Source organism: Neolewinella aquimaris (assembly GCF_014197245.1).
GTDB classification, from domain to species: Bacteria; Bacteroidota; Bacteroidia; order Chitinophagales; family Saprospiraceae; genus Neolewinella; species Neolewinella aquimaris.
This window is the reverse complement of record NZ_JACIFF010000006.1, coordinates 171,840-190,958: the sequence shown is the minus strand read 5'-3', so window position 1 is coordinate 190,958 and position 19,119 is coordinate 171,840. Positions and strand designations below refer to the sequence as shown.

At 59.6% G+C, this 19,119-nt stretch carries 19 protein-coding genes; 11 read left to right on the top strand and 8 right to left on the bottom strand.

Translation table 11 applies throughout. The annotated features are described in order from the left end of the window. The first annotated feature begins 17 nt into the window (after window positions 1-17). The 3 genes from GGR28_RS12490 to GGR28_RS12480 all read left to right on the top strand — a co-directional run bounded on the left by GGR28_RS12490 (window position 18) and on the right by GGR28_RS12480 (window position 1,913). Window positions 18-266: a DUF6364 family protein gene (locus GGR28_RS12490; RefSeq protein WP_183496139.1), complete on the top strand. Its 249-nt coding sequence runs from the start codon at window positions 18-20 to the stop codon at window positions 264-266. Further along, the gene (locus GGR28_RS19485) at window positions 267-680 is read left to right on the top strand and encodes a PIN domain-containing protein (RefSeq protein ID WP_183496138.1); all 414 of its coding nucleotides are present in this window, start codon (window positions 267-269) and stop codon (window positions 678-680) included. 78 nt (window positions 681-758) lie between these two features. Then, window positions 759-1,913, top strand: a complete 1,155-nt coding sequence (locus GGR28_RS12480; protein WP_183496137.1) for a Gfo/Idh/MocA family protein — start codon at window positions 759-761, stop codon at window positions 1,911-1,913. 7 nt (window positions 1,914-1,920) lie between these two features. Here the strand turns inward: GGR28_RS12480 and GGR28_RS12475 are convergent, their stop codons facing one another. The 5 genes from GGR28_RS12475 to GGR28_RS12455 all read right to left on the bottom strand — a co-directional run bounded on the left by GGR28_RS12475 (window position 1,921) and on the right by GGR28_RS12455 (window position 9,619). Further along, a complete protein-coding gene (locus GGR28_RS12475) occupies window positions 1,921-3,411 on the bottom strand; it encodes a class I adenylate-forming enzyme family protein (protein ID WP_183496136.1) in 1,491 nt (496 codons plus the stop codon). Window positions 3,412-3,420: 9 nt separating this feature from the next. Next, complete coding sequence (locus GGR28_RS12470; RefSeq protein ID WP_183496135.1) at window positions 3,421-4,410, bottom strand: 3-oxoacyl-ACP synthase III family protein; 990 nt, start codon at window positions 4,408-4,410, stop codon at window positions 3,421-3,423. Window positions 4,411-4,414: 4 nt separating this feature from the next. Continuing rightward, window positions 4,415-5,920 carry a sodium:solute symporter family transporter gene (locus tag GGR28_RS12465; protein WP_183496134.1) on the bottom strand — a complete coding sequence of 502 codons (1,506 nt, stop codon included), beginning with the start codon at window positions 5,918-5,920 and terminating at the stop codon, window positions 4,415-4,417. A gap of 5 nt (window positions 5,921-5,925) precedes the next feature. Next, window positions 5,926-8,409 carry a TonB-dependent receptor gene (locus GGR28_RS12460; protein WP_183496133.1) on the bottom strand — a complete coding sequence of 828 codons (2,484 nt, stop codon included), beginning with the start codon at window positions 8,407-8,409 and terminating at the stop codon, window positions 5,926-5,928. A 247-nt stretch (window positions 8,410-8,656) separates the two neighbouring features. After that, window positions 8,657-9,619 (bottom strand): alpha/beta hydrolase, encoded by a 963-nt coding sequence (locus GGR28_RS12455; protein WP_183496132.1) that lies wholly within the window; start codon window positions 9,617-9,619, stop codon window positions 8,657-8,659. Window positions 9,620-9,850: 231 nt separating this feature from the next. Between GGR28_RS12455 and fabG the strand changes: the two genes are divergently transcribed. Further along, a complete protein-coding gene (gene fabG / locus GGR28_RS12450) occupies window positions 9,851-10,594 on the top strand; it encodes a 3-oxoacyl-ACP reductase FabG (protein ID WP_183496131.1) in 744 nt (247 codons plus the stop codon). Between the two features lie 40 nt (window positions 10,595-10,634). Further along, window positions 10,635-12,020 carry a tetratricopeptide repeat protein gene (locus tag GGR28_RS12445; protein WP_183496130.1) on the top strand — a complete coding sequence of 462 codons (1,386 nt, stop codon included), beginning with the start codon at window positions 10,635-10,637 and terminating at the stop codon, window positions 12,018-12,020. Between the two features lie 367 nt (window positions 12,021-12,387). Here GGR28_RS12445 and GGR28_RS12440 read toward each other — a convergent pair whose 3' ends face one another. The 3 genes from GGR28_RS12440 to GGR28_RS12430 are packed head-to-tail and all read right to left on the bottom strand — an operon-like array spanning window position 12,388 to window position 16,058. Next, complete coding sequence (locus tag GGR28_RS12440; RefSeq protein ID WP_183496129.1) at window positions 12,388-13,716, bottom strand: sugar porter family MFS transporter; 1,329 nt, start codon at window positions 13,714-13,716, stop codon at window positions 12,388-12,390. Window positions 13,717-13,767: 51 nt separating this feature from the next. Next, on the bottom strand, window positions 13,768-15,279 hold the full coding sequence (locus tag GGR28_RS12435; RefSeq protein WP_183496128.1) for a hypothetical protein: 1,512 nt from the start codon (window positions 15,277-15,279) through the stop codon (window positions 13,768-13,770). Continuing rightward, complete coding sequence (locus tag GGR28_RS12430; protein ID WP_183496127.1) at window positions 15,276-16,058, bottom strand: ParA family protein; 783 nt, start codon at window positions 16,056-16,058, stop codon at window positions 15,276-15,278. The genes GGR28_RS12435 and GGR28_RS12430 overlap by 4 nt, the downstream gene beginning before the upstream one ends. 176 nt (window positions 16,059-16,234) lie before the next feature. Between GGR28_RS12430 and map the strand changes: the two genes are divergently transcribed. The 6 genes from map (at window position 16,235) to rpsD (ending at window position 19,107) form a co-directional block, all read left to right on the top strand. Beyond that, window positions 16,235-17,089 carry a type I methionyl aminopeptidase gene (gene map / locus GGR28_RS12425; RefSeq protein ID WP_246416698.1) on the top strand — a complete coding sequence of 285 codons (855 nt, stop codon included), beginning with the start codon at window positions 16,235-16,237 and terminating at the stop codon, window positions 17,087-17,089. A gap of 136 nt (window positions 17,090-17,225) precedes the next feature. Beyond that, on the top strand, window positions 17,226-17,444 hold the full coding sequence (gene infA, locus GGR28_RS12420) for a translation initiation factor IF-1 (protein ID WP_183496125.1): 219 nt from the start codon (window positions 17,226-17,228) through the stop codon (window positions 17,442-17,444). A gap of 36 nt (window positions 17,445-17,480) precedes the next feature. Next, complete coding sequence (rpmJ, locus tag GGR28_RS12415; protein WP_183496124.1) at window positions 17,481-17,597, top strand: 50S ribosomal protein L36; 117 nt, start codon at window positions 17,481-17,483, stop codon at window positions 17,595-17,597. Window positions 17,598-17,614: 17 nt separating this feature from the next. Beyond that, a complete protein-coding gene (gene rpsM, locus GGR28_RS12410; protein WP_183496123.1) occupies window positions 17,615-17,992 on the top strand; it encodes a 30S ribosomal protein S13 in 378 nt (125 codons plus the stop codon). Next, the gene (gene rpsK / locus GGR28_RS12405) at window positions 17,992-18,390 is read left to right on the top strand and encodes a 30S ribosomal protein S11 (RefSeq protein ID WP_183496122.1); all 399 of its coding nucleotides are present in this window, start codon (window positions 17,992-17,994) and stop codon (window positions 18,388-18,390) included. Before rpsM ends, rpsK begins: the two co-directional genes overlap by 1 nt. A 102-nt stretch (window positions 18,391-18,492) precedes the next feature. Further along, a complete protein-coding gene (gene rpsD, locus GGR28_RS12400) occupies window positions 18,493-19,107 on the top strand; it encodes a 30S ribosomal protein S4 (protein WP_183496121.1) in 615 nt (204 codons plus the stop codon). The last annotated feature ends 12 nt before the right edge of the window (window positions 19,108-19,119 follow it).

Below are 19,119 nucleotides of genomic sequence, written 5' to 3'. Positions count from 1 at the left end.
ATGCAACACGTGGCGAAATGAACGCTAAACTTACGCTGACCGTAGACCAATCGGTTATTAAAGAGGCAAAACTATACGCTGTTTTGCACGAGACGAGTGTTTCGGCCCTAGTGGAGAATTACCTGCGAAAAATAACCAGCGGCAGCGTTACGGATGAGAAGCCGGAAGTTTCACTGGTGCGGAGTATAAAGGGAATTGTAAGCTTACCGCCTGAAAATGATCCTACCAAAGAGTTTATCGAGCACTCCGAAAGCAAGCATCGGTAGATGATGGATGTCCTTTTTGTAGACACGAATGTTATTCTCGATTGGCTAGCAGATCGAGCCCCCTTCAGCGAAGCCGCTACTCAACTATTCGAGTTAGCTGAAAAAAAAGAAGTTGTCTTGGTAGCCTCTTCTACCTCTTTTATTGTGTCTGAATATGTACTTCGAAAGCACCTAAGTAAGGCAAAAACGCTTCGTGTCCTTCATATCTTACGCAGCGTTACCCGCATTGCCAATACCGGAGAGCGTCAACTGGATATGGCACTTGGTTCGGGATGGAATGATTTCGAGGACGCCTTTCAAGAGGCGTGCGCTCGATTAGCCGGGGCTTCTACTATAATCACAAGGAACGCGAAAGACTTTTCACAGTCTACCTGTGCAGTCATGTCGCCACACGAATACTTGTATTCTCGCTAGCCGCTCCCATCCTCTGCCGAGAAATCACCCGCAGACTTTTCCCTATACTTGTCGCCCAACCGGAAAATATAGAACATCATGCAAAGAAGACTAAGAATGGGAATGGTCGGCGGCGGCCGCGGAGCGTTTATCGGGGGCGTGCACCGCTTCGCCGCGGCACTGGATCAGCAGATCGAACTGGTCTGCGGTGCCTTCAGCAGCGACCCGGAAAAATCCCGCCTGTCCGGTAAGGATTTCTACCTGCCCGCCGAGCGGGTCTACGGCTCCTACGAGGAGATGATTCAGCGAGAGAAAGCACTTCCCGAGGGCGAGCGCATGGACTTCGTCTCCATCGTTACCCCCAATCACGTCCACTTCGGGCCCGCCAAAATGGCCCTGGAGAACGGCTTCCACGTGGTGTGCGACAAACCCCTCGCCTTTAGCGTCGATGAGGCCCGTCAACTGGTCGATCTTGTTGAGCAAACCGGACTGGTCTTCGCTCTTACCCACAACTACACCGGCTACCCGATGATCAAGCAGGCCCGCCATATGGTCGGTGAAGGTAAGCTAGGCAAGATCCGCAAGATCGTCGTCGAATACCCCCAGGGCTGGCTTGCTAACGCCAAGGAAGAAACGGACAACAAGCAGGCCAGCTGGCGGACCGACCCCAGTAAATCCGGTCTCGGCGGTGCCATGGGCGACATCGGCACCCACGCCGAAAATTTAGCGGAGTACGTATCCGGTCTAAAGATCACCGAAGTCTGCGCGGACCTCACCGCCTTCGTCGAGGGTCGCCGACTGGACGACGACGCCAACATCCTCCTTCGCTTTGAAAAAGGCGCCAAGGGCGTTCTGCACTGCTCCCAGATCGCCGTCGGCGAAGAAAATGGCCTTAACATCCGGATCTGGGGAGAAACCGGCGGTCTCGAATGGCACCAGGAGGAACCCAATACCCTGATCTACAAGCGTCACGAGCAGCCCGCGATCCACTACCGGACCGGCGTAGGGGAACTCTGCGCCGCCGCCCTGGCCGCCCAGCGCGTCCCGCCCCCCGGCCACCCGGAGGGTTACCTGGAAGCCTTCGGCAACATCTACAAAAACTTTGCCGCTACCGTAGCCGCCCGCATGGACGGTCGTGAACCTACCGACATTGAAACGGACTTCCCCACCGTACACGACGGACTGCGGGGCATGCGCTTCGTCGAGGTGGTGGTCGAGAACTCCCGGAGCAACGAAAAATGGAGTAAGGTGTAGCGAGTAGCTACTTCCGCGCTTTCAGTGCCTTACGATCCACCTTTCCGGTAGCATTGCGCGGCAAGGCCTCCAGGAACGTGAAGTGTTTCGGCACCTTGAAGCCGGCCAGTCCCTGCCGACAATAAGCTTGTAAGTCGATAGCGGTAACTGATGCTCCCGGGGCGAGTACGATGTAGGCGTGCCCAACTTCGCCCCAGCAGGGGTCCGGTACGCCGACGACGGCCGTTTCGCCCACGGCGGGGTGCTCCTCGAGGCGGCGTTCTACTTCGGCGGGGTAGACGTTTTCCCCACCCGAGATGTACATTTCCTTGAGGCGACCGACCACATAGAAGTAGTCCTCCGCATCGCGCCGCACGGTGTCTCCGGTGCGGAACCATCCGTCGCTGAACGCCCGTTCCGTCGCTTCTGCATTGCGCCAGTAGCCGGGGGTGGTCATCGGTCCCCGTAGCCAAAGTTCGCCGGACTCGTCCGGTGCGCAATCGGTTCCGCTTTCCCGGACCACCCGGGTCTGCACGTAGAAGTTTGGCCGGCCGATGGAGCCTTTTTTCGTTAGCGCATCGTCCTGGTGCAGGGAGAAGAGGTTAGGCCCCACCTCCGTCATTCCGAATCCCTGGCGGATGGGTACGCCCCGCCGGTGCCACCGCTCGATGAGGGCCGGGGATAGAGGTTCGCCCCCTACGATGAGGTACTTCAGTTCGCTGAGGTCAGTGGTAGCGAAGGCGGATGACTCGGCCAGCATCCTGACCATCGTTGGTACGGCCATGAAGACGGTCACCTTTTCCACCTCCAGCAAACGCAGTACCTCCCCAGCGTCAAATTTCCGGAGCAATCGCGTGTACCCACCCCGGTGCAGCAACGGCGTCGTGAGGACGTTCCAGCCACCCGTGTGGAAGGGGGGCATGACATTTACCGTCCGACTATCGGGCCCCAGGTCGAGGGAGAGCACGGTATTCTCGCTATTCCAGAACAGCATGCGGTGGGTGTAGAGCGCTCCCTTGGGGAAGCCCGTGGTGCCGGAGGTGTAGAGAATGAAAATGGGGTCATCCTCGGCGGGACTCTCCGGGATGATCGACCTAACATCCGTGCCCGTGGCCGCTGACTTTATTTCTTGCAATTCGTAGCGGGGCGGGTGCGGTTTTCCATTGTCGGTAGCCGGCAGCACGTGTTGCCATCCTTCCTGGTAAATGACCAGCGCGGGCTCGGCATCTTCCAGGATGTAGGCTACTTCCCGTCCGCTCAACCGGTAATTGACCGGCACCAGCACGAAGCCGGCTTTCTGAGCGGCAACGAAAAGCAGGATGTACGCGGGGTCGTTTTCGGCGAGGACAGCGATGCGATCGCCCTTTCGTAGTCCCTTTTCCAGAAGGAAATGGGCCAGGCAAAGGCCTCCCCGGTGCAATTCGGCGTAGGACAGCGACCGTTCCCCGTCGCTTACGGCAATGCTATGGGGGGTGTAACGCGCCCAGCGTGCAGTCCAGTCGGTAGGAGCAACATTCATGCGGACAAGTTACAGGCGGAAGGCGGCGCTGGCGAAGGCAAGTCCCCCACCCGATCCGATAAAGTACACCAAGTCGCCGCGGTTGACCTTCCCCTTCTCGAAGGCATCGTGGAGCGCCATTGGAATACAGGCGGAACCGGTATATCCATAATAGTGCATAATGGTGTGTGCCCTAGCCGGGTCGACACCGAGACGGTCGAGGGTAGCGCGAATGGCGTTCACGTTGATCTGAGTAATGAAGTAGTGGTCCACTTCCCCGGGCGGCGTACCGATCCGGGCAGAAAGCCGGCGCGCCATATCGCTCCAGGTGTCGGGATTGAGCTCGGTCGGGAAGCGGTGCACGAACTGCAACTGATGATCGTGGCTGGCGATGGCGTCGCAGCTGACCGGTTGGCGGGTCCCGCCGCCGTAAATGCCCATCCAGCCGTTGTATTGCCCCTGCGAGCGGAGTTCGCTGGTCAGGAAACCACGACCCGGCTCCTCGCTGCTTTCGAGTACCACCGCCCCGGCCCCGTCGGCAAAGAGGGTGACCGTCTTCTTATCCTGCATGTTCAAGTACTTGCTCATGGCGTATCCTCCGATGACGAGGACGCGGTTGTACTGGTCGTCGCTCCTGATGTACTTGCTGCCGATGTCGAGGGCGGTCACAAAGCCAGCGCAGGCCGTATTGACGTCGAAGGTGCCCGCCGCCGTAGCACCGAGCCGGTCCTGCACCACGGAGGCGGTGGAGGGGGAGATAAACTCGGGCGTATCCGTAGCGACGATGAGTAGGTCGAGATCGGTTGCCGCGATGCCGGCATTTGCCAGGGCCTGTCGGCCGGCCGCTTCGCAGAGGTCGGCGGTGCTTTCGTCGGGGGCGGCCCAGCGGCGTTCGTAAATCTCGACGTTCTTCCGCAACCAGGTGTCGACGTCCTCGCCGAGCAGGCGGTTGAAGTAGGCGTTGTCGACGACGCGTTCGGGTGCATAGGCTCCGGTACCGGTGATGATGGCGTTGCGCATATACTTAAGATTGTACCGTTTGGGTAGCGGCGCGTCGGCGCGCCAGCAGGGAAAGGATTAGGGTGGGCGGAACGGTCACCAGTAGGGCAATGGTCGCGGTGACTCCCGGATTAGCGAAGGCCGGCCCGGCATCGCCGAAAAGTCGCTCGCCGTAGAGATAAAGTCCGAAGTGGATCGTCAGCGCCAGAGCAGAGAAGAACCAGACGGTCCGCAGCTCGACCCGTCGGAAGAGTACTCCGGCCAGCAGCGGCGGGACGGCGGCCAGCACCAGTCCATACACCCCCACCTGCCCAAATATGCCCAGCAAGGGCGGCGGATCCAGGGATACGAAGAAGGCCGCCACGGCAACCACTATGAGCACCCCCTGACTGACCCGCATCGCCAGCCGCATCCGGCCCTCCTCATCCAGCCGGCTACGGGTACGCCGCAGCAGGTTCAGCACCAGGTCGTTCGCGGTAATCGTCGAAATGCCGACGAGCAAACCGTCCAGGGTCGACATGGCCGCGGCCAGTAAAACCACGCTCACGACGGTAAACAGCCAGGTCGGAAATTGCTCGCGCAGATAGACCGTCATCACCAGATCCTGGCGGAAGGCTCCCGTCACCGGGTCCGCCAGTGCCGCTTCGGGGACGGCCACCCGCGCCCAGAATCCGGTGAGCAGCAGCAGGGTAAAGAGCAGGTAGACCACCGAAAAAATGCCGATGTAGCTGCCCACCTCACGGTTGGTCTTGACGTACAGGGCCTTGGTGAGGATGTGCGGTTGACAGACCAGGGCTCCTCCGATGCAAAAACCCGCCACGTAGGTCGAGAAGTAATCGCTGTAGAAGCGACTACCCGGATTGACTGCTTTTAACAGATTTTCCCCGGCACCCGCGACCCCGCCCCAGAAGTCAGGATGGTCCCGCATCACGACTATGCCCGAACCGAGGATGAGCAGGGTGACGCCGACCATGAGAAAGCCCTGCAGCATATTGGTGTACACGTGGGCGTAGGTGCCGCCGATGAGCACGTAACTGGTGACGAAGACCAGCGTAATGAGCAGTGCCACCGTATTGGTAACCCCCAACAACTGCTGCATGACAATCGAGATGCCCCCCACCAGCAACACGATGAAGGCAAAACTGAGCAGGTTGATGAAGCCGAAGTACAGCGAAAAATTGTCGGAGCCGTAGCGTTTTCCAATCCAGTCGGGGATGGTCAGTGCCCGCATGCGCTCGCCCATCTCCCGAAAGCGAAAGGAAAGCACCAGAAGCATCAGGACAAAGCCCAGGTAAACAGCCAGTCCCAGGTGCATGAAGGCCGCCAGTCCGTCGACGTACACGAAGCCCGGATTGATGATGAAGGTAGCCGCCGAAGCCGTAGCCGCCGCTAGGGTCACGCCCACCTGCAGCGGACTAAGATCGCCCTTGCCGATGGCGAAACTGCTGAAGCCGTCCGTCTTGCGCAGGCCGAGCCAGCCGAGGTAGGAGGTACCCAGGAGGTAGAGAATAAAGAGGGTCCAGGCCAGCATCTACGTTACTTAGCGGTGCGCCGCGGGGGCAGGTTGAAGCGCAGTTCCAGGGTGTAGAGTCCGCGGGTTGGCGCGCTGGCCGTAAACTCCCGCAGTTCGCTGTTGAAGAGGTTGTTGGCGGCGGCCGACAGACTCACCCGTTCGCTGAAGCGGTAACCCACGCTGGCATCAAAGGTAGCGAAGCCGCCCAGCGGGCCGTAGTTGTAGCTGTCGGTACTGCGCGCGTTCTCGACGATCGGTGTGCCCCGGTACGTCATGCCCGGATGGCTCCGACTGGCAATCTGGAAGCTGCTGAAGTAGTCGTAGGCCTGTACCCAGCGACCGAAGACGCTGCCGAACCAGCGCTCGCCGCTGTAGGAAAGTCCGGCCCCCACCTTGTGGGTGGGCGCGTTCACCAGTACGTCGAGGAAGTTTACGGTACCGTCCTTGTTGAAGTCATTTTCGGGATCGTCCTCGTCCACGCTGTAGTCGAAGTAGCTGTAGTTCACGAAGCCGTTGAGCTGGGGCGTGAAGTAGTAATTCAGCCCTACGTCAAATCCGTAAGTATTCACCTGCCCGAAGTTGATGTAGGTCGCGACCAAGCCCTTGTAGATGGCGTAAGCATCCTGCACTTCCTCGGTCGGTGTATCGCCGCGGTGGGTGGTAACGCCGACGACCGTAACTGGACTCAGGAAATCCTTGCTGATGCTGTAGTACGCATTGACGTCGAGGAACAACTTATCCTTTTTCAGCTGGCCCCGGTAGCCCAATTCGAAGGTGGAGATCTTCTCCACCTGTTGGGGATCGATGGTGCTGCCGTCCGCCAGGGTAAAGCCCTCAGCGTTGCCTAGAATGAGCCCTCCGAAGAGGTTGCCGAACATATTGAGGATGGTGGGGGCGGCGATGCCCTGTCCGTAGGTGAGTCGCCAGGTGCCGCGTTCGTTGATGTGCAGTAGGCCGAGTTTGGGGACGAAGTTGAAGTCGTAGATCTCGTGGTTGTCCGCCCGGGCCGCGGCGAGGGCCCGCCAGCCGTCGCCGAAATCGTAGGTCAGGTGAGCGTAGGCTCCGATCTGGCTGACGGGGATGTAATCGTCGTCGTTCTCGTCGAGCAGGTAGGTGCCCCGACTATTCGCCCGGTCCAGTTGGTACTGCGCGCCGGCCACCAGATTAAGCTCCCCGAAGGTGTTGTAGTACTGGGCCTCGGCGTTCCACCGTTCGGAGGCATCCTGAAAGAGGGCACCGGTGGCGTAGCTGAGCGGTCCGCGGGCGACGGCTTCCGACTGTCCGGCATCGAGCAGGCGGTAGTACTGCTTGGTGCGGTCGTCGATGGAGTAGGTGCTGTCGGTCCGGGAAGCCGTGTAGTAGGCCTGGGCAAACCAGTGTTCGCCGCTGGCCCGCAGTTGAAGGTAGCCGATGCGCCAGTCCTTGATCTGGTTGCGGCCGACGTTGGTGGCCGACAGGTAGGTGCTGTTGCTCATGCCGCCCTTTAGCTGAAAGCCGAGTTGATCGCTCGGGTCGTAGTGGAGGGCGAATTCGCCGCGGAGAAATTCGATGTCGCGGTCCAGTTCGAGCTCCTCGTAGCCTTCCTTAATGCCGTCCGGCATAGCGTTGCCCTCATCGTCTTCCGCTCCCATCCGGTCGATGTACACCGAATCCACGTAGTCGAACTCGGTTCCGGTGGTGTATTCTCCGGTCACCTTAAAGGCCCACTTGTCGTTGAGTGCCTGGGCGTGGCGGACGCGGGCACTGAAGTAGGCATCTCCGTCGCCGGTTACGCCCGGGTTGAGGGTGACCATGGTACCGGGGTAGCGGCGGGGGTCCTTGGTAATGGTGTTCAGGAGACCGTTGTGGGCGTTGGGCCCGTAGAGGGTGGAATTGGGTCCGAGAATGATCTCCACTTGCTCGATGTCTTCCTTGATCGTCGTATTCAACGGACCGAAGGGCAGCCCCGTAGCAACCAGGGTGCTGAAGCGACCGTCGGTAACCTGCAGGTTTTTGGCGTTGAAGTTGGAATTGAAGCCCCGAATGTTGAAGGCAGGGGTCGCCAGTCCGGCGCGGAAGTAGTCCACCCCCTTCTGGCGGGCGATCAGCTCGGCGGGGTTGCCGGCGTACTCCAGGATCTCGCGGCTGAAAATGGTCTCGATGGTGGCCGGACTTTCCGTGATCCGCTCCGGGCGGGCGGAACCGGATACGACCACCTGGTCCAGGTCCAGTCCTTCGCTCAGAGTAAAGTTTAGCGTCAGCGACTCGCCGGCAGACAGAGTGATCTCCTCCTCCGCAACCGCAAAGCCAACAAATGTGGCTCGTAAGCGATAAGTTCCGGCCGGCAGTTCGAGGGTATAGTTGCCATCCACCTCGGTAAAGGTGCCGACGGAGCCTTCGGCTGTCCCGACGGTCGCACCGGGTAGGGACTGACCGCCCTCGGTGGTCACCCGCCCCGTCACCGTGGCCCGTTGGCCCCAGGCGGTCACCCCCAGCAGCAATAAAAGAAATGTTAGTGAGTAGCGCATGATCGTTGACTTAACTAGAAACAGATAATTATTCCGGCATATCGCAATTCATCAACCAGAATTCTCCGCTTCCAATCTTTAGCGGAATATTGTTCAGTTACCAATGTATACGGTCCGATCGCTATTACGCGCCGCGTTAAAGAACTAAAGGGGGTTGACTTAACATAGGATTATGCCGGCGTCGTTCTATAAAGTGCTTGCGTATGCTCAAATTTCATCCTGCACTTCGATGGGTTGACCGACTCCTTCAATTTCCTCCCGCCGCAAAGTCGGCGAGCAACCGATTGAATTCTTCCGCCCGGTCCCACTGCACGAAGTGTCCGGCGTCATCAAGATATTCGATGCGCACCTCCGCTATTCCTTCCTTAGCCGCCCGGCCGACTTCCTCCAGAGTAAGCTGGGGGTGCAGTACGCGATTCGGGATGAGCTGGTCGTCCCGTCCGAATACGATCAGCGTCGGTACCTCCACCCGATCGAGTTTCTGGTCTACGGGCCCCGCGAGCATACCGGCCACGCTACCGGCAATCAAGCTGGCGTAATAAGGGTAGGCTGCGGTGTCTTCCCGCAGGGTCATCCGGTCATCGATCATGAAGCGCGCATCGTCCGGCGTACCCCCATGAAAGTTCAGGTCGAAATTGGCTTCGATCTGCTCCGGCGAGAGCGACTGAATGATTTCCGGCCGGACGTAGGTGGCAAAAAATTGCCGGTCCCGGTCGCTGAAGGATTCCAGGCCGGCGGGTGCGACCAGCACCAGGCGCTCCAGCCACTCCGGTTGCCGGCTTGCGAGTTCCAGGGCAATCTGCCCGCCCATGCTGTGTCCGACCAAAATCAGGGGAGGGAGCCCCATCTTTTGTACGAAGGCATCTACTTGGTTGGCGTAGAAGGACATCGTAAAGGAATACTCCCCCTGACCGGAATTTCCGTAGCCGGGCAGGTCGATCGCCACGCAGCGGAAACGGTTGCCCAGTCCGGCAACGGTTTTATTCCACGCCTGCAGATTCGAGCCGAGCCCGTGAATAAACAACAGGGTACCCTCCCGCGCTTCCCCCTCGTCCGTATAGGCGAGCTGCACGGAGTCGTTCACGTCGAGGTAGTTCACGGTGGGTGGGGAGGAAGTCATCTGGAAAGTAGTGGTTTGGCTGCCCAATCGCCCCGCTCCGACCAGAGATAAGAGGGCAACTAACAGCGTGTACGGGAGGATCATTTTCATCGGGAAGGTGGTATGGCGGCAAATTAGGGCGGGGTACGCGGGTGCGGGGCAATTGAAGGAAAGCAAGCTTTTTTGGGTCCACCCCCCTTTCTTCATACTAAAATGGTAATGCCTTCGGTGTTTTCTTCCATTCACATCCCCTAAAGTCGCCCCTCCCTATTTTACAGGCTTCCAATCCTCCGGCCCTTCCCTGAGTAGCTTTCACGCTTTAATTCAACCCACCTAACGATCATGCACAGACTTAAGAACCGCATCGCCATCATCACCGGTGCCGCTCGCGGCATTGGCCGCGTTACCGCCCGACGCTTCGCGGAGGAGGGTGCCGCTGTGGCCCTCTGGGACATCGACGAACCTGCCGGCCGGGCACTGGCCGAAGAACTGGTACAAGCCGGTCACCAGGCCGAGTTTTACCGGGTCGACACCACCGATCTGGACGCCTGCGAGGGGGCTGCCCGCCGGGTCATCAACGATCTCGGCGGTCTCCACATCCTCGTCAACAACGCCGGCATTACCCGCGACAGCAGCTTCAAGAAGATGAGCGCGGAACAGTGGCAACAGGTCATCGACGTCAACCTCACCGGGGTTTTTAACAGCACCAAAGCGGTTTTCCTCCACCTGTCGGAAGCCGGTTACGGCCGTATCCTGAACGCCAGCTCGGTCGTGGGCCTCTACGGCAACTTCGGACAGACTAACTACGCGGCCACCAAGGCCGGACTGATCGGCATGACCAAGACCTGGGCGCGGGAATTCGGTCGCCGAGGCATTACGGTAAATGCGGTAGCCCCCGGATTCATCGCCACCGAAATGACCGAAGCCATGCCGGAAGGAGTGCTCAAAAGCATGCGGGAACGCACGCCCCTGCAACGCCTGGGCCAGCCCGAAGACATTGCCAACGCCTACCTCTTCCTGGCTAGTGAGGAGGCCGGCTTCATTACGGGTGCCTGCCTGAGCGTCGATGGAGGGCTGGTGCTCTGACGGGGGCGTTGTACCTTCCGGGGCCAACCCGCCCGAGCCATTGCGCGACCGCCTACGCAAGTTTACCGCCTTCACCGAACGACTGCTGCCGCACGAAACGGCCTACCTGATGGGCCACCACCAACTGGAGGATGCCGACCGCATCGCCATCCTGGAACGCGTGGAACGCAACAGCCGTGAGGTCAGCAGTTTTCTACCCTACGACGAATCCATCGACAAGCGCAAGTACCACCACTTACGCCACTGGATGGAAAAGAAACTGGCCGCCATCGACGTCGACGAACGACACGCCTGGCTGCTGCGGCTCGAGCGGCTGATCGTCACCGATGCCATCGACCAGGAGGACGAACGTCAGTTGCTGCGCGCCATTCGACATTACGAGCACCCCGGCTTCTACTTCATGAAGTTTTACGAAGTGCTGGGCCACTACCGCCATTTTCTGCAAATTCGGATGCGGTACCGCGATCACGCTACGGTACACGATTTCCTCATGACCTACGCGGACCATTACGCCCGCAGCAAGGAGGGGTACGACCGACTTCACGCCGTCACCCAGGATGTCGTGGAGCAGTACGCCCGCCGTGGGGGAGAAAGCTGGCAGTGGGCCGAAAGCCTGGAGCAGGTGTTTCTGGATGGCGATATGGATGGCCTGAACCGCTACCTGGCCCTCGTGCGCCTCACCTTCGTCAGTTTCAATCACCGGGAGTACGACCGCATCCTCGTCCACTTCGACCGGATCGACCGCGCCTTCCGGGATGGGCGCAACTACTCCCCCCGCCTGCTCACCAACTACTACGGCAACCGCATGCTGCTCCACGCCTACCGCCGGGAGTACGAGCGGGCCATTTACTACGGTTGGCTGTCGGTGCGGTCCCTCAACTACGATCACCTCTTTTACGTCAACAACCTGGCCTCCCTACTGCTGCGCCTCGACCGTGAGACGGAGGCCCTGGAATTGCTTCAGGGGGCCAAGCAGGCGGCAAAGACCACCGTCAACTCCTACAACCGCATCGGTTACACGGCATTCTATCTGGAGGCGCTCCTAAAGACCGGCCGCCTGGAACAGGCGGAATCCTACGGAGAAAGCTACCTCCGGGCCTACCGCAAGGAAATCCTCCGCTACCGCTGGCACCTCTTCTTCACCGTCTACTTACTAGCCCTCCTCCGCCGCGGACAGCCGACCCGGGCCCTCAAGGTCATCCGCCAGTTCAAACTCCTGGACCGCGATGCCGCCGCCGCCAACAAACCGGGCTACTTGCCCACCATCCCCACCCTCGCCGAGCTGGCCCGCTGGCGGGAGGGCCTGCTCACGGACAAGGAGTTTCACGCCTCCTTCCGCAAGCGGCTGCACTCCCTCCCCGAAGCAAGCGAAGAAAGAGAACGCTTCGCCGCTTTTTGCCGTGACCTGGAGCCGCTGCTGCAGTGATGGTTCGCGGCCTTCCGGCTCGTGGCGTCCCGCCGCGGCATCCTGGTTCGTGGCGTCTCGCCGCGGCTCTTGGTTCGTGGCGTCCCGCCGCGGCTCTCGGTTCGTGGCGTCTCGCCGCGGCTCTTGGTTCGTGGCGTCCCGCCGCGGCTCTCGGTTCGTGGCGTCCCGCCGCGGCTCCTGGTTCGTGGCGTCTCGCCGCGGTCATCATCGAAACCCGCTATCACCCCGGCAAGATGCCGGGAACCAACCTGCCGCGGTCCCGGTTCGTGGCGTCCCGCCGCGGTCATTATAGAAACCCGCTATCACCCCGGCAAGATGCCGAGAACCACCAAACCCCGGCAAGATGCCGGGAACCACCCAAAAACCCCTAGCTCACCAGCTCCTTCTGCAAATCCTCCAGTTCCACGCCCTTCGTTTCCGGCATGAGGAAGTACACGAAGGCAAGCTGGCCGACCATACACAGGGCGAATACCGCGAAGATGGGCCCCTCCCCGAAGGTGCTGGCGAGGAAGGGGAAGTTGCCGCCGATGAGTGCGGCGAAGATCCAGTGAGTGGTGCTGCCGAGTGAGGCACCGAGCCCCCGCACCTCGTTGCCGAAGATCTCGCTGATGAACACCCAGATCACCGCACCCTGCCCGATGGCGTGGCTGGCGATGAAGACGAAGAGCCAGATCGGTACGATCAGTCCCTCCAGATTGCCGGTGAAGAAGGCCCAGGAGACGGCCGAGAGCGAAATGAGGTAGCCAAACGTACCGATGTACATCAGCTTCTTCCGCCCGCTGCGGTCGATGAGGTACATGCCGATGAAGGTGAAAATCACGTTGACCACCCCGATGCCCACCGACGAAAGCAGCGCGCTTTCGGTACCCAGGTTAGCCGCCTCGAAGATCCGCGGAGCGTAGTAGATGACGGCATTGATGCCCGATACCTGATTAAAGAAGCCAAAGAGGAAGGCGTACAGGATCGGACGATTGTACTTGCCGCTGAAGAAGGTGCTCAGGGCCACCGTTTCCTGGGTGGTATTCGATGCCTCGATCTGGGTGAGCTCGTGCTGGGCGGTCGTCGGGTCGATCTGCTGGAGCACACCAAGCGCTTCCTCCCGCAAACCTCCCTTGGTGATCAACCACCGCGGGCTGCGCGGAACGAAGAACAACAGGACCAGAAAGACCAGCGCCGGAACCACTTCGACCCCCAGCATCAATCGCCAGTCGACCGCATTTACGGCGTCCACGATCAGGTAGTTGCTGAAGTAGGCCACCAGAATACCAAGCACCAGGTTCAACTGAAAGGCGGCAACGAGCTGGCCGCGCACGCGGGCGGGTGCCACTTCGGTGATATAGAGCGGTGCCACTACCGAGCTGGCCCCTACGCCGAGTCCGCCCAAAAACCGGAAGATGTTGAGTTGCAGGGGGTCCGCGGCCAGCGCGGAGCCGGCGGCGGACAGCAGATACAGGATTGCGATGGCGATCAGGGTAGCCTTTCGTCCGTACTTATCGGCGGGCACTCCCCCGAAGATCGCGCCCACGATGGTACCGTAGAGCGCCATGGCCACGATCTGCCCGATCGCCAGGTCACTTAGTCCGAACTCGGCTTGTATGGCTTTCTCCGCTCCGCTAATTACAGCGGTATCGAATCCGAATAAAAAGCCTCCCAGGGCTACGGTGATGGCCCAGGTCCAAACGCGTGCGGTGTTCATACATAGTCGAGTTGTGGCCTAAATGTAACGCACGGAAGCCTTCTTTCCCCCCTACTGGGCCATTCGCTTCAAACCAAACAAGCTTGGCATTACAATTGCCCGCCCCCGCACCCGCGCGCCGCCGCCCCCCTGCACCGTCGTATCGCCGGCCGGCAATTGGTAAAGGCGGTACTCCCCGGTCTCGCCTAATTGCCATCCCTCCCGGACGAAGTACGGCAAGGCACTGCTGAGCTCGCTCTCGTAGGCCTCGTCGGGCAGCTCCAGGGTAGTCGGCTCCACCCCCTGTTCCAACAACCGCGAGGGCCAGGAACGCTCGGCCTCCAGGTAGGGGTACACCTGCACCCAGAAGAACATGACCGTAAGCATTCCCGCCAGCACCGATCCACCAATGGCAAAATCCCGCCGGTCGCCGAATATCCCGAGGGTCGCCAGCAAACTGAAGATCCAGTACGCCGCCGCCATACCCAGTGCCGCCCGAAAACCCGCGCCCGGAAAGGCCAGTCCGCCGCCGAGCAGGAGTAAAAAGACGGCGATGAATGCTACGATCAGGTGCAGCACCGAAGCGGTTTTGACGTAATTCTTCCAGGGGTAGTTGTCCTCCCGAAAGTACAGTTGCATCTGCTTGCCGGCGACGAGGGACAGCAGCAGCATAAACAGCAGCGACTGCGCCAGCAACGTACTCACCAGCGCCATGGCAATGATGAGGGAAAACTGCTCGAATTTCTGGTTCTTGAAAACGAGGTCGCGTACGCCCGCTACCAGCCAACCCGCCAGCGGAAGCATCCCGAGCAGCCCGTAGTACAGCAGATCAAGTACGCGACTGTCCTCCTGCCCGTAGTACCAATAGGTGTTGGCCTCCTGGGGACCCTGCACGAGCAGCACGAGGCAGGAAATACCGACCGAAAGACCGGCCGGCGTCTGCCAGTTGTAGTCCGTACGCTGAAACACGGTAAGGATAACCAGCATCAGTCCCAGCAGCAGCGTCGAAACCGGCGCGGCAATGGCGGCCAGCATCACGAAGATGCCGAACGCCAGCATCTTCCGCGTGTCACCGGCCAACCCGTAGAGCATGACGGTCCAGAACATACCCGCGTGGCCCAGCAGCGCCAGGGCATCGGCCGAGGCCACCTTGCCGAAGAACGGCAGAAATAGGGAAGCGCCCGCACACAGCAGGGTCAACTCGCTGACCTGCCGCCCGAACAGTCGCTTCGCCCACCGGTAGGTAAAGAAGGCCGTCAGCAGCATACAGGTAGCCGACACCAGGCGGGGAAACAAAAAGATGGCGTCGGTCTCCGTATCAATGGCTAGTCCCAGCGGCAGGAGGGCGTGGTTCAGTGCGGCGGGCAGGTAGCTTCCCCAGTCGTTGCCGACGGCCTGCGCCAGCGCAAACCCCTCCGCACCCGGCCAGGCCGTAATGACGTCGAGCCGAATAACGAGCGCGGCGAAGAAAAAGAAGGCACAGATCCACACGAAGAAGCGCCAGCGGCTGGAGACCTTGGCGGGATCGGGGGCGGCGGTTGCGGCGGTACTGGGGGTGGCCTTGCGGCGTTTTTTTCGGCTCACTTGGTAATCTTCTCCCCGTTGTTGAGCAAAAATTCCTCGGCGAGGTTGAGGAAGTTGTTCGCGCCCCGGCTGCCCGCGTTGATCATCACCACGGGCATGTGCATGTTCGGCGCCTCGCTGATGCGCGCGTTGCGGTGGATAATGGTTTCGAACACCTGGTCTCCGAAGCCTTCGCGCACTTTCTCGACGACCATATTGGCCAGTCGCAATCGCTGGTCGTACATGCTCAGCAGGATGCCTTCGAGCTGCAACTTCGGGTTGAGTTGCTGCTGCACGAGCCGGATGGTGTTCTGCAATTTCGATAGTCCCTCCAGGGCAAAGTACTCACACTGCACAGGCACGATCACGGAATCGGCCGCGGTGAGTGCATTGATGGTGAGCAGGCCCAGGCTGGGCAGGCAGTCGATCAGGATGTAGTCGTAATAACTACGCAGGGGCTCGACGATGCTGTTCTTCATCACGTCCTCCCGCCGGAAACGGTTGATCAGCTCTACTTCGGCACCGACCAGGTTAATGCTGGACGGAATGATGTGGAGGTTGGGCGTTTCGGTTTCGTAGATGACTTCGTTGACGTCGAGTCCGCCGACAAGGACCTCGTAAATGCTCGCTTCCAGTTCGTCGGCCGGGATGCCCACGCCGCTGGTTGCGTTGGCCTGGGGATCGGCGTCGATGATCAGTACCTTGCGTTCCAGAATGGCCAGGGAGGCCCCCAGGTTTATCGTGGTCGTGGTCTTCCCCACCCCACCCTTTTGGTTCGCAATCGCTACGACTTTTGCCATGGCCGCGAAGGTACGAAACTGGATGCGAGGGCGGGGACGCGGGTGCAAGGTCAGTGCGTAAAGCGGTGCCGCCTCCGGGCGAAACGGCCGGATGTCACCCCTTCTTTCAACCACCCGGTGATCAACGTGTTAACAACCCTTGAAACAACTAGCATATGGGCAGGAAAGGCAGAAAAATGATCTACAAAACGCCCGAGGAAATCGAGCGTAGCCGTGCTGCCTGCCTCTTGGTGTGCGAAACCCTCACGGAAGTGGGTAAGATGCTCCGTCCCGGATTGACGGGCAAGGAGATCGATACCTTCGCCGAAGAGTTTATTCGCGACAACGGAGCTGTCCCCGGTTTTAAGGGACTGTACGGCTGCCCCTCCACCCTGCTGGTTTCAAAAAATGAAGAGGTCGTTCACGGCCTTCCCGACGAAGACCAGATCTTCGAAGACGGCGACATCCTCTCCATCGACTGCGGTACCATCGTAAATGAATTCTACGGCGACGCCGCATACACGTTTTGTGTGGGAGACGTAGCGGAGGATGTGATGGAACTGTGCCGCCGCACCAAGCACAGCCTGTACCTCGGCATCGACGCGGCCCGGCAGGGCAACCGGGTCGGTGACATCAGCCACGCCGTCCAGCACTATACCGAACGCGAGAGCGGGTACGGTGCCGTGCGCGAACTGGTCGGACACGGACTCGGACGCAGCCTGCACGAAGCTCCCGATGTACCGAATTTCGGGAAGCGCGGTCGTGGTCCCGTCCTCAAAGCGGGCCTCATCATTGCCATCGAGCCCATGATTACTCTCGGCAAGCGGAGCGTGGTAAGTCGGGAAGACGGATGGACCATTATCACCATCGACGGTAGCCCGGCGGCTCACTACGAGCACTCGATTGCCATTAGCCCTGACGGTGCGCCCGCCGACCTGATGAGCGACCACCGCCCCATCGAGGAGGCCATCCGCAACAACCCGAATCTACGGGTAGTGGACAATATCGACGAAGAACTGGTGGCGCGTTACCAGCCCCTGGTGATGGTGTAGGTGTGGCAATGCCGCCTCAATGTTGCTGATGGTCAACCACTTCCGCCCGCTAAGCCTTTACTTAGTGAAAACAAGTTCATAAACCATTTGGGTGGTGAGAAAAATAATCTTACCTTTGCCCTCCGAAATTTAAAACATGTCCAAAAAAGACCTGATCAAGCAGGATGGCGTGATTGAAGAGGCTCTCTCGAACGCGATGTTCCGAGTACGGCTGGAAAACGACCACGAAATCAAGGCAACGATCTCCGGAAAGATGCGGATGCACTACATCAAAATTCTTCCCGGTGATAAGGTAGCGGTGGAGATGAGCCCCTACGATCTAAGTCGGGGACGCATCACGTACCGTTGCAAATAGACTGTCGCACTGCCGCTGGTCGTAAATTCTTTTACTATGAAAGTCAGACCCTCCGTTAAGAAGCGTTCGGCCGATTGCAAGATCGTCCGCCGCAAGGGAAAAGTTTACATCATCAATAAGAAGACCCCGAAGTTCAAGCAACGTCAGGGATAAGCTAAGCTAGAGTTACTATGGCAAGAATTGCAGGAGTTGATCTGCCGCGTAACAAGCGCGGCATCATTAGTTTGACCTACGTCTTCGGCGTAGGCGATACCCGCGCCGGTGAGATCCTCGACCGCGCCGGAGTAGATCACAACACTAAGGTACAGGACTGGAGCGACGACGATATTCGTACGATCTCCAACCTCATTACCAACGAGTACAAAGTAGAGGGTGACCTACGCACCGAAGTTTCTACCAACATCAAGCGTCTTATGGACATCGGCTGCTACCGCGGCCTGCGTCACCGTAAGGGTCTTCCCCTGCGCGGCCAGCGTACCCAGACCAACGCGCGTACCCGTAAGGGCAAGCGTAAGACCGTAGCGAACAAGAAAAAAGCGACTAAGTAATGGCTAAGAGACAGGCAGCCGGCCGCGTGGTAAAGAAGCGCAAAGTAAAAGTTGACAACGAAGGACTGGTGTACATCCAGGCTACGTTCAACAACATCATCATTTCGATCACCAATAAGCAGGGTGACGTAATCAGCTGGGGCAGCGCCGGTAAGGAGAAATTCCGCGGCAGCAAGAAAAGCACCCCCTACGCCGCTCAGGTAGCTTCCGGTAACGCCGCCCGCGTTGCTTACGAAGCCGGTCTGCGCGTCGTCGAAGTCTACGTAAAGGGGCCCGGCAGTGGCCGCGAGGCCGCGATCCGCGCCATCGACGGTGCCGGCATCCGCGTAGCAAAGATCAAGGATGTAACGCCCATGCCCCACAACGGCTGTCGTCCTCCTAAGCGTCGTCGCGTCTAAGCACGATGTTTCTCCGGGCTTGTCCGCGCTGCGGGCAAGATGCTAATCCGTTTCCCGACCCGGGGGAGACTATTCCGCAACAACTAAAGACATCACGTCACTATGGCTAGATATACTGGTCCAAAGGCTAAGAAAGCCCGCGCCCTCGGCGAACCCATATTCGGCTACAGCCGCGCCTTCGAGCGTAAAAAATACAAACCCGGTCAGCACGGTAACACCCGTGGCCGGCGTCGCCAACCCTCCGACTACAAGCTACAGCTGACGGAGAAGCAGAAAGCCAAGTACACCTACGGTGTGCTCGAACGGCAGTTCCGCAACCTCTTCGAGAAAGCCGCCGCATCCCGTGGCGTGACTGGTGAGTTGTTGCTGCAATTCCTGGAGGCGCGTCTCGACAACGTCGTGTTCCGCCTCGGCCTGGCTCCCACCCGCCGCGCCGCCCGCCAGCTGGTTTCTCACCGCCACATCATGGTGAACGGCCGCCTCAACAACATTCCCTCTACCCAGATTCGCCCCGGCGATACCGTATCGGTACGCGGCAAGTCACAGGGCCTCGAGGTCATTCGCGACACCATGAACGGTAAGAGCGACGTGCGCAACCACGGCTGGCTCAACTTTAATTCGGAGAAGATGGAAGGTACCTTCCTTGCTTACCCCGAACGCGAGAACATTCCCGAAAAGATCAACACCCAGTTGATCGTCGAACTCTACTCGAAGTAATTCGGGTTGGGG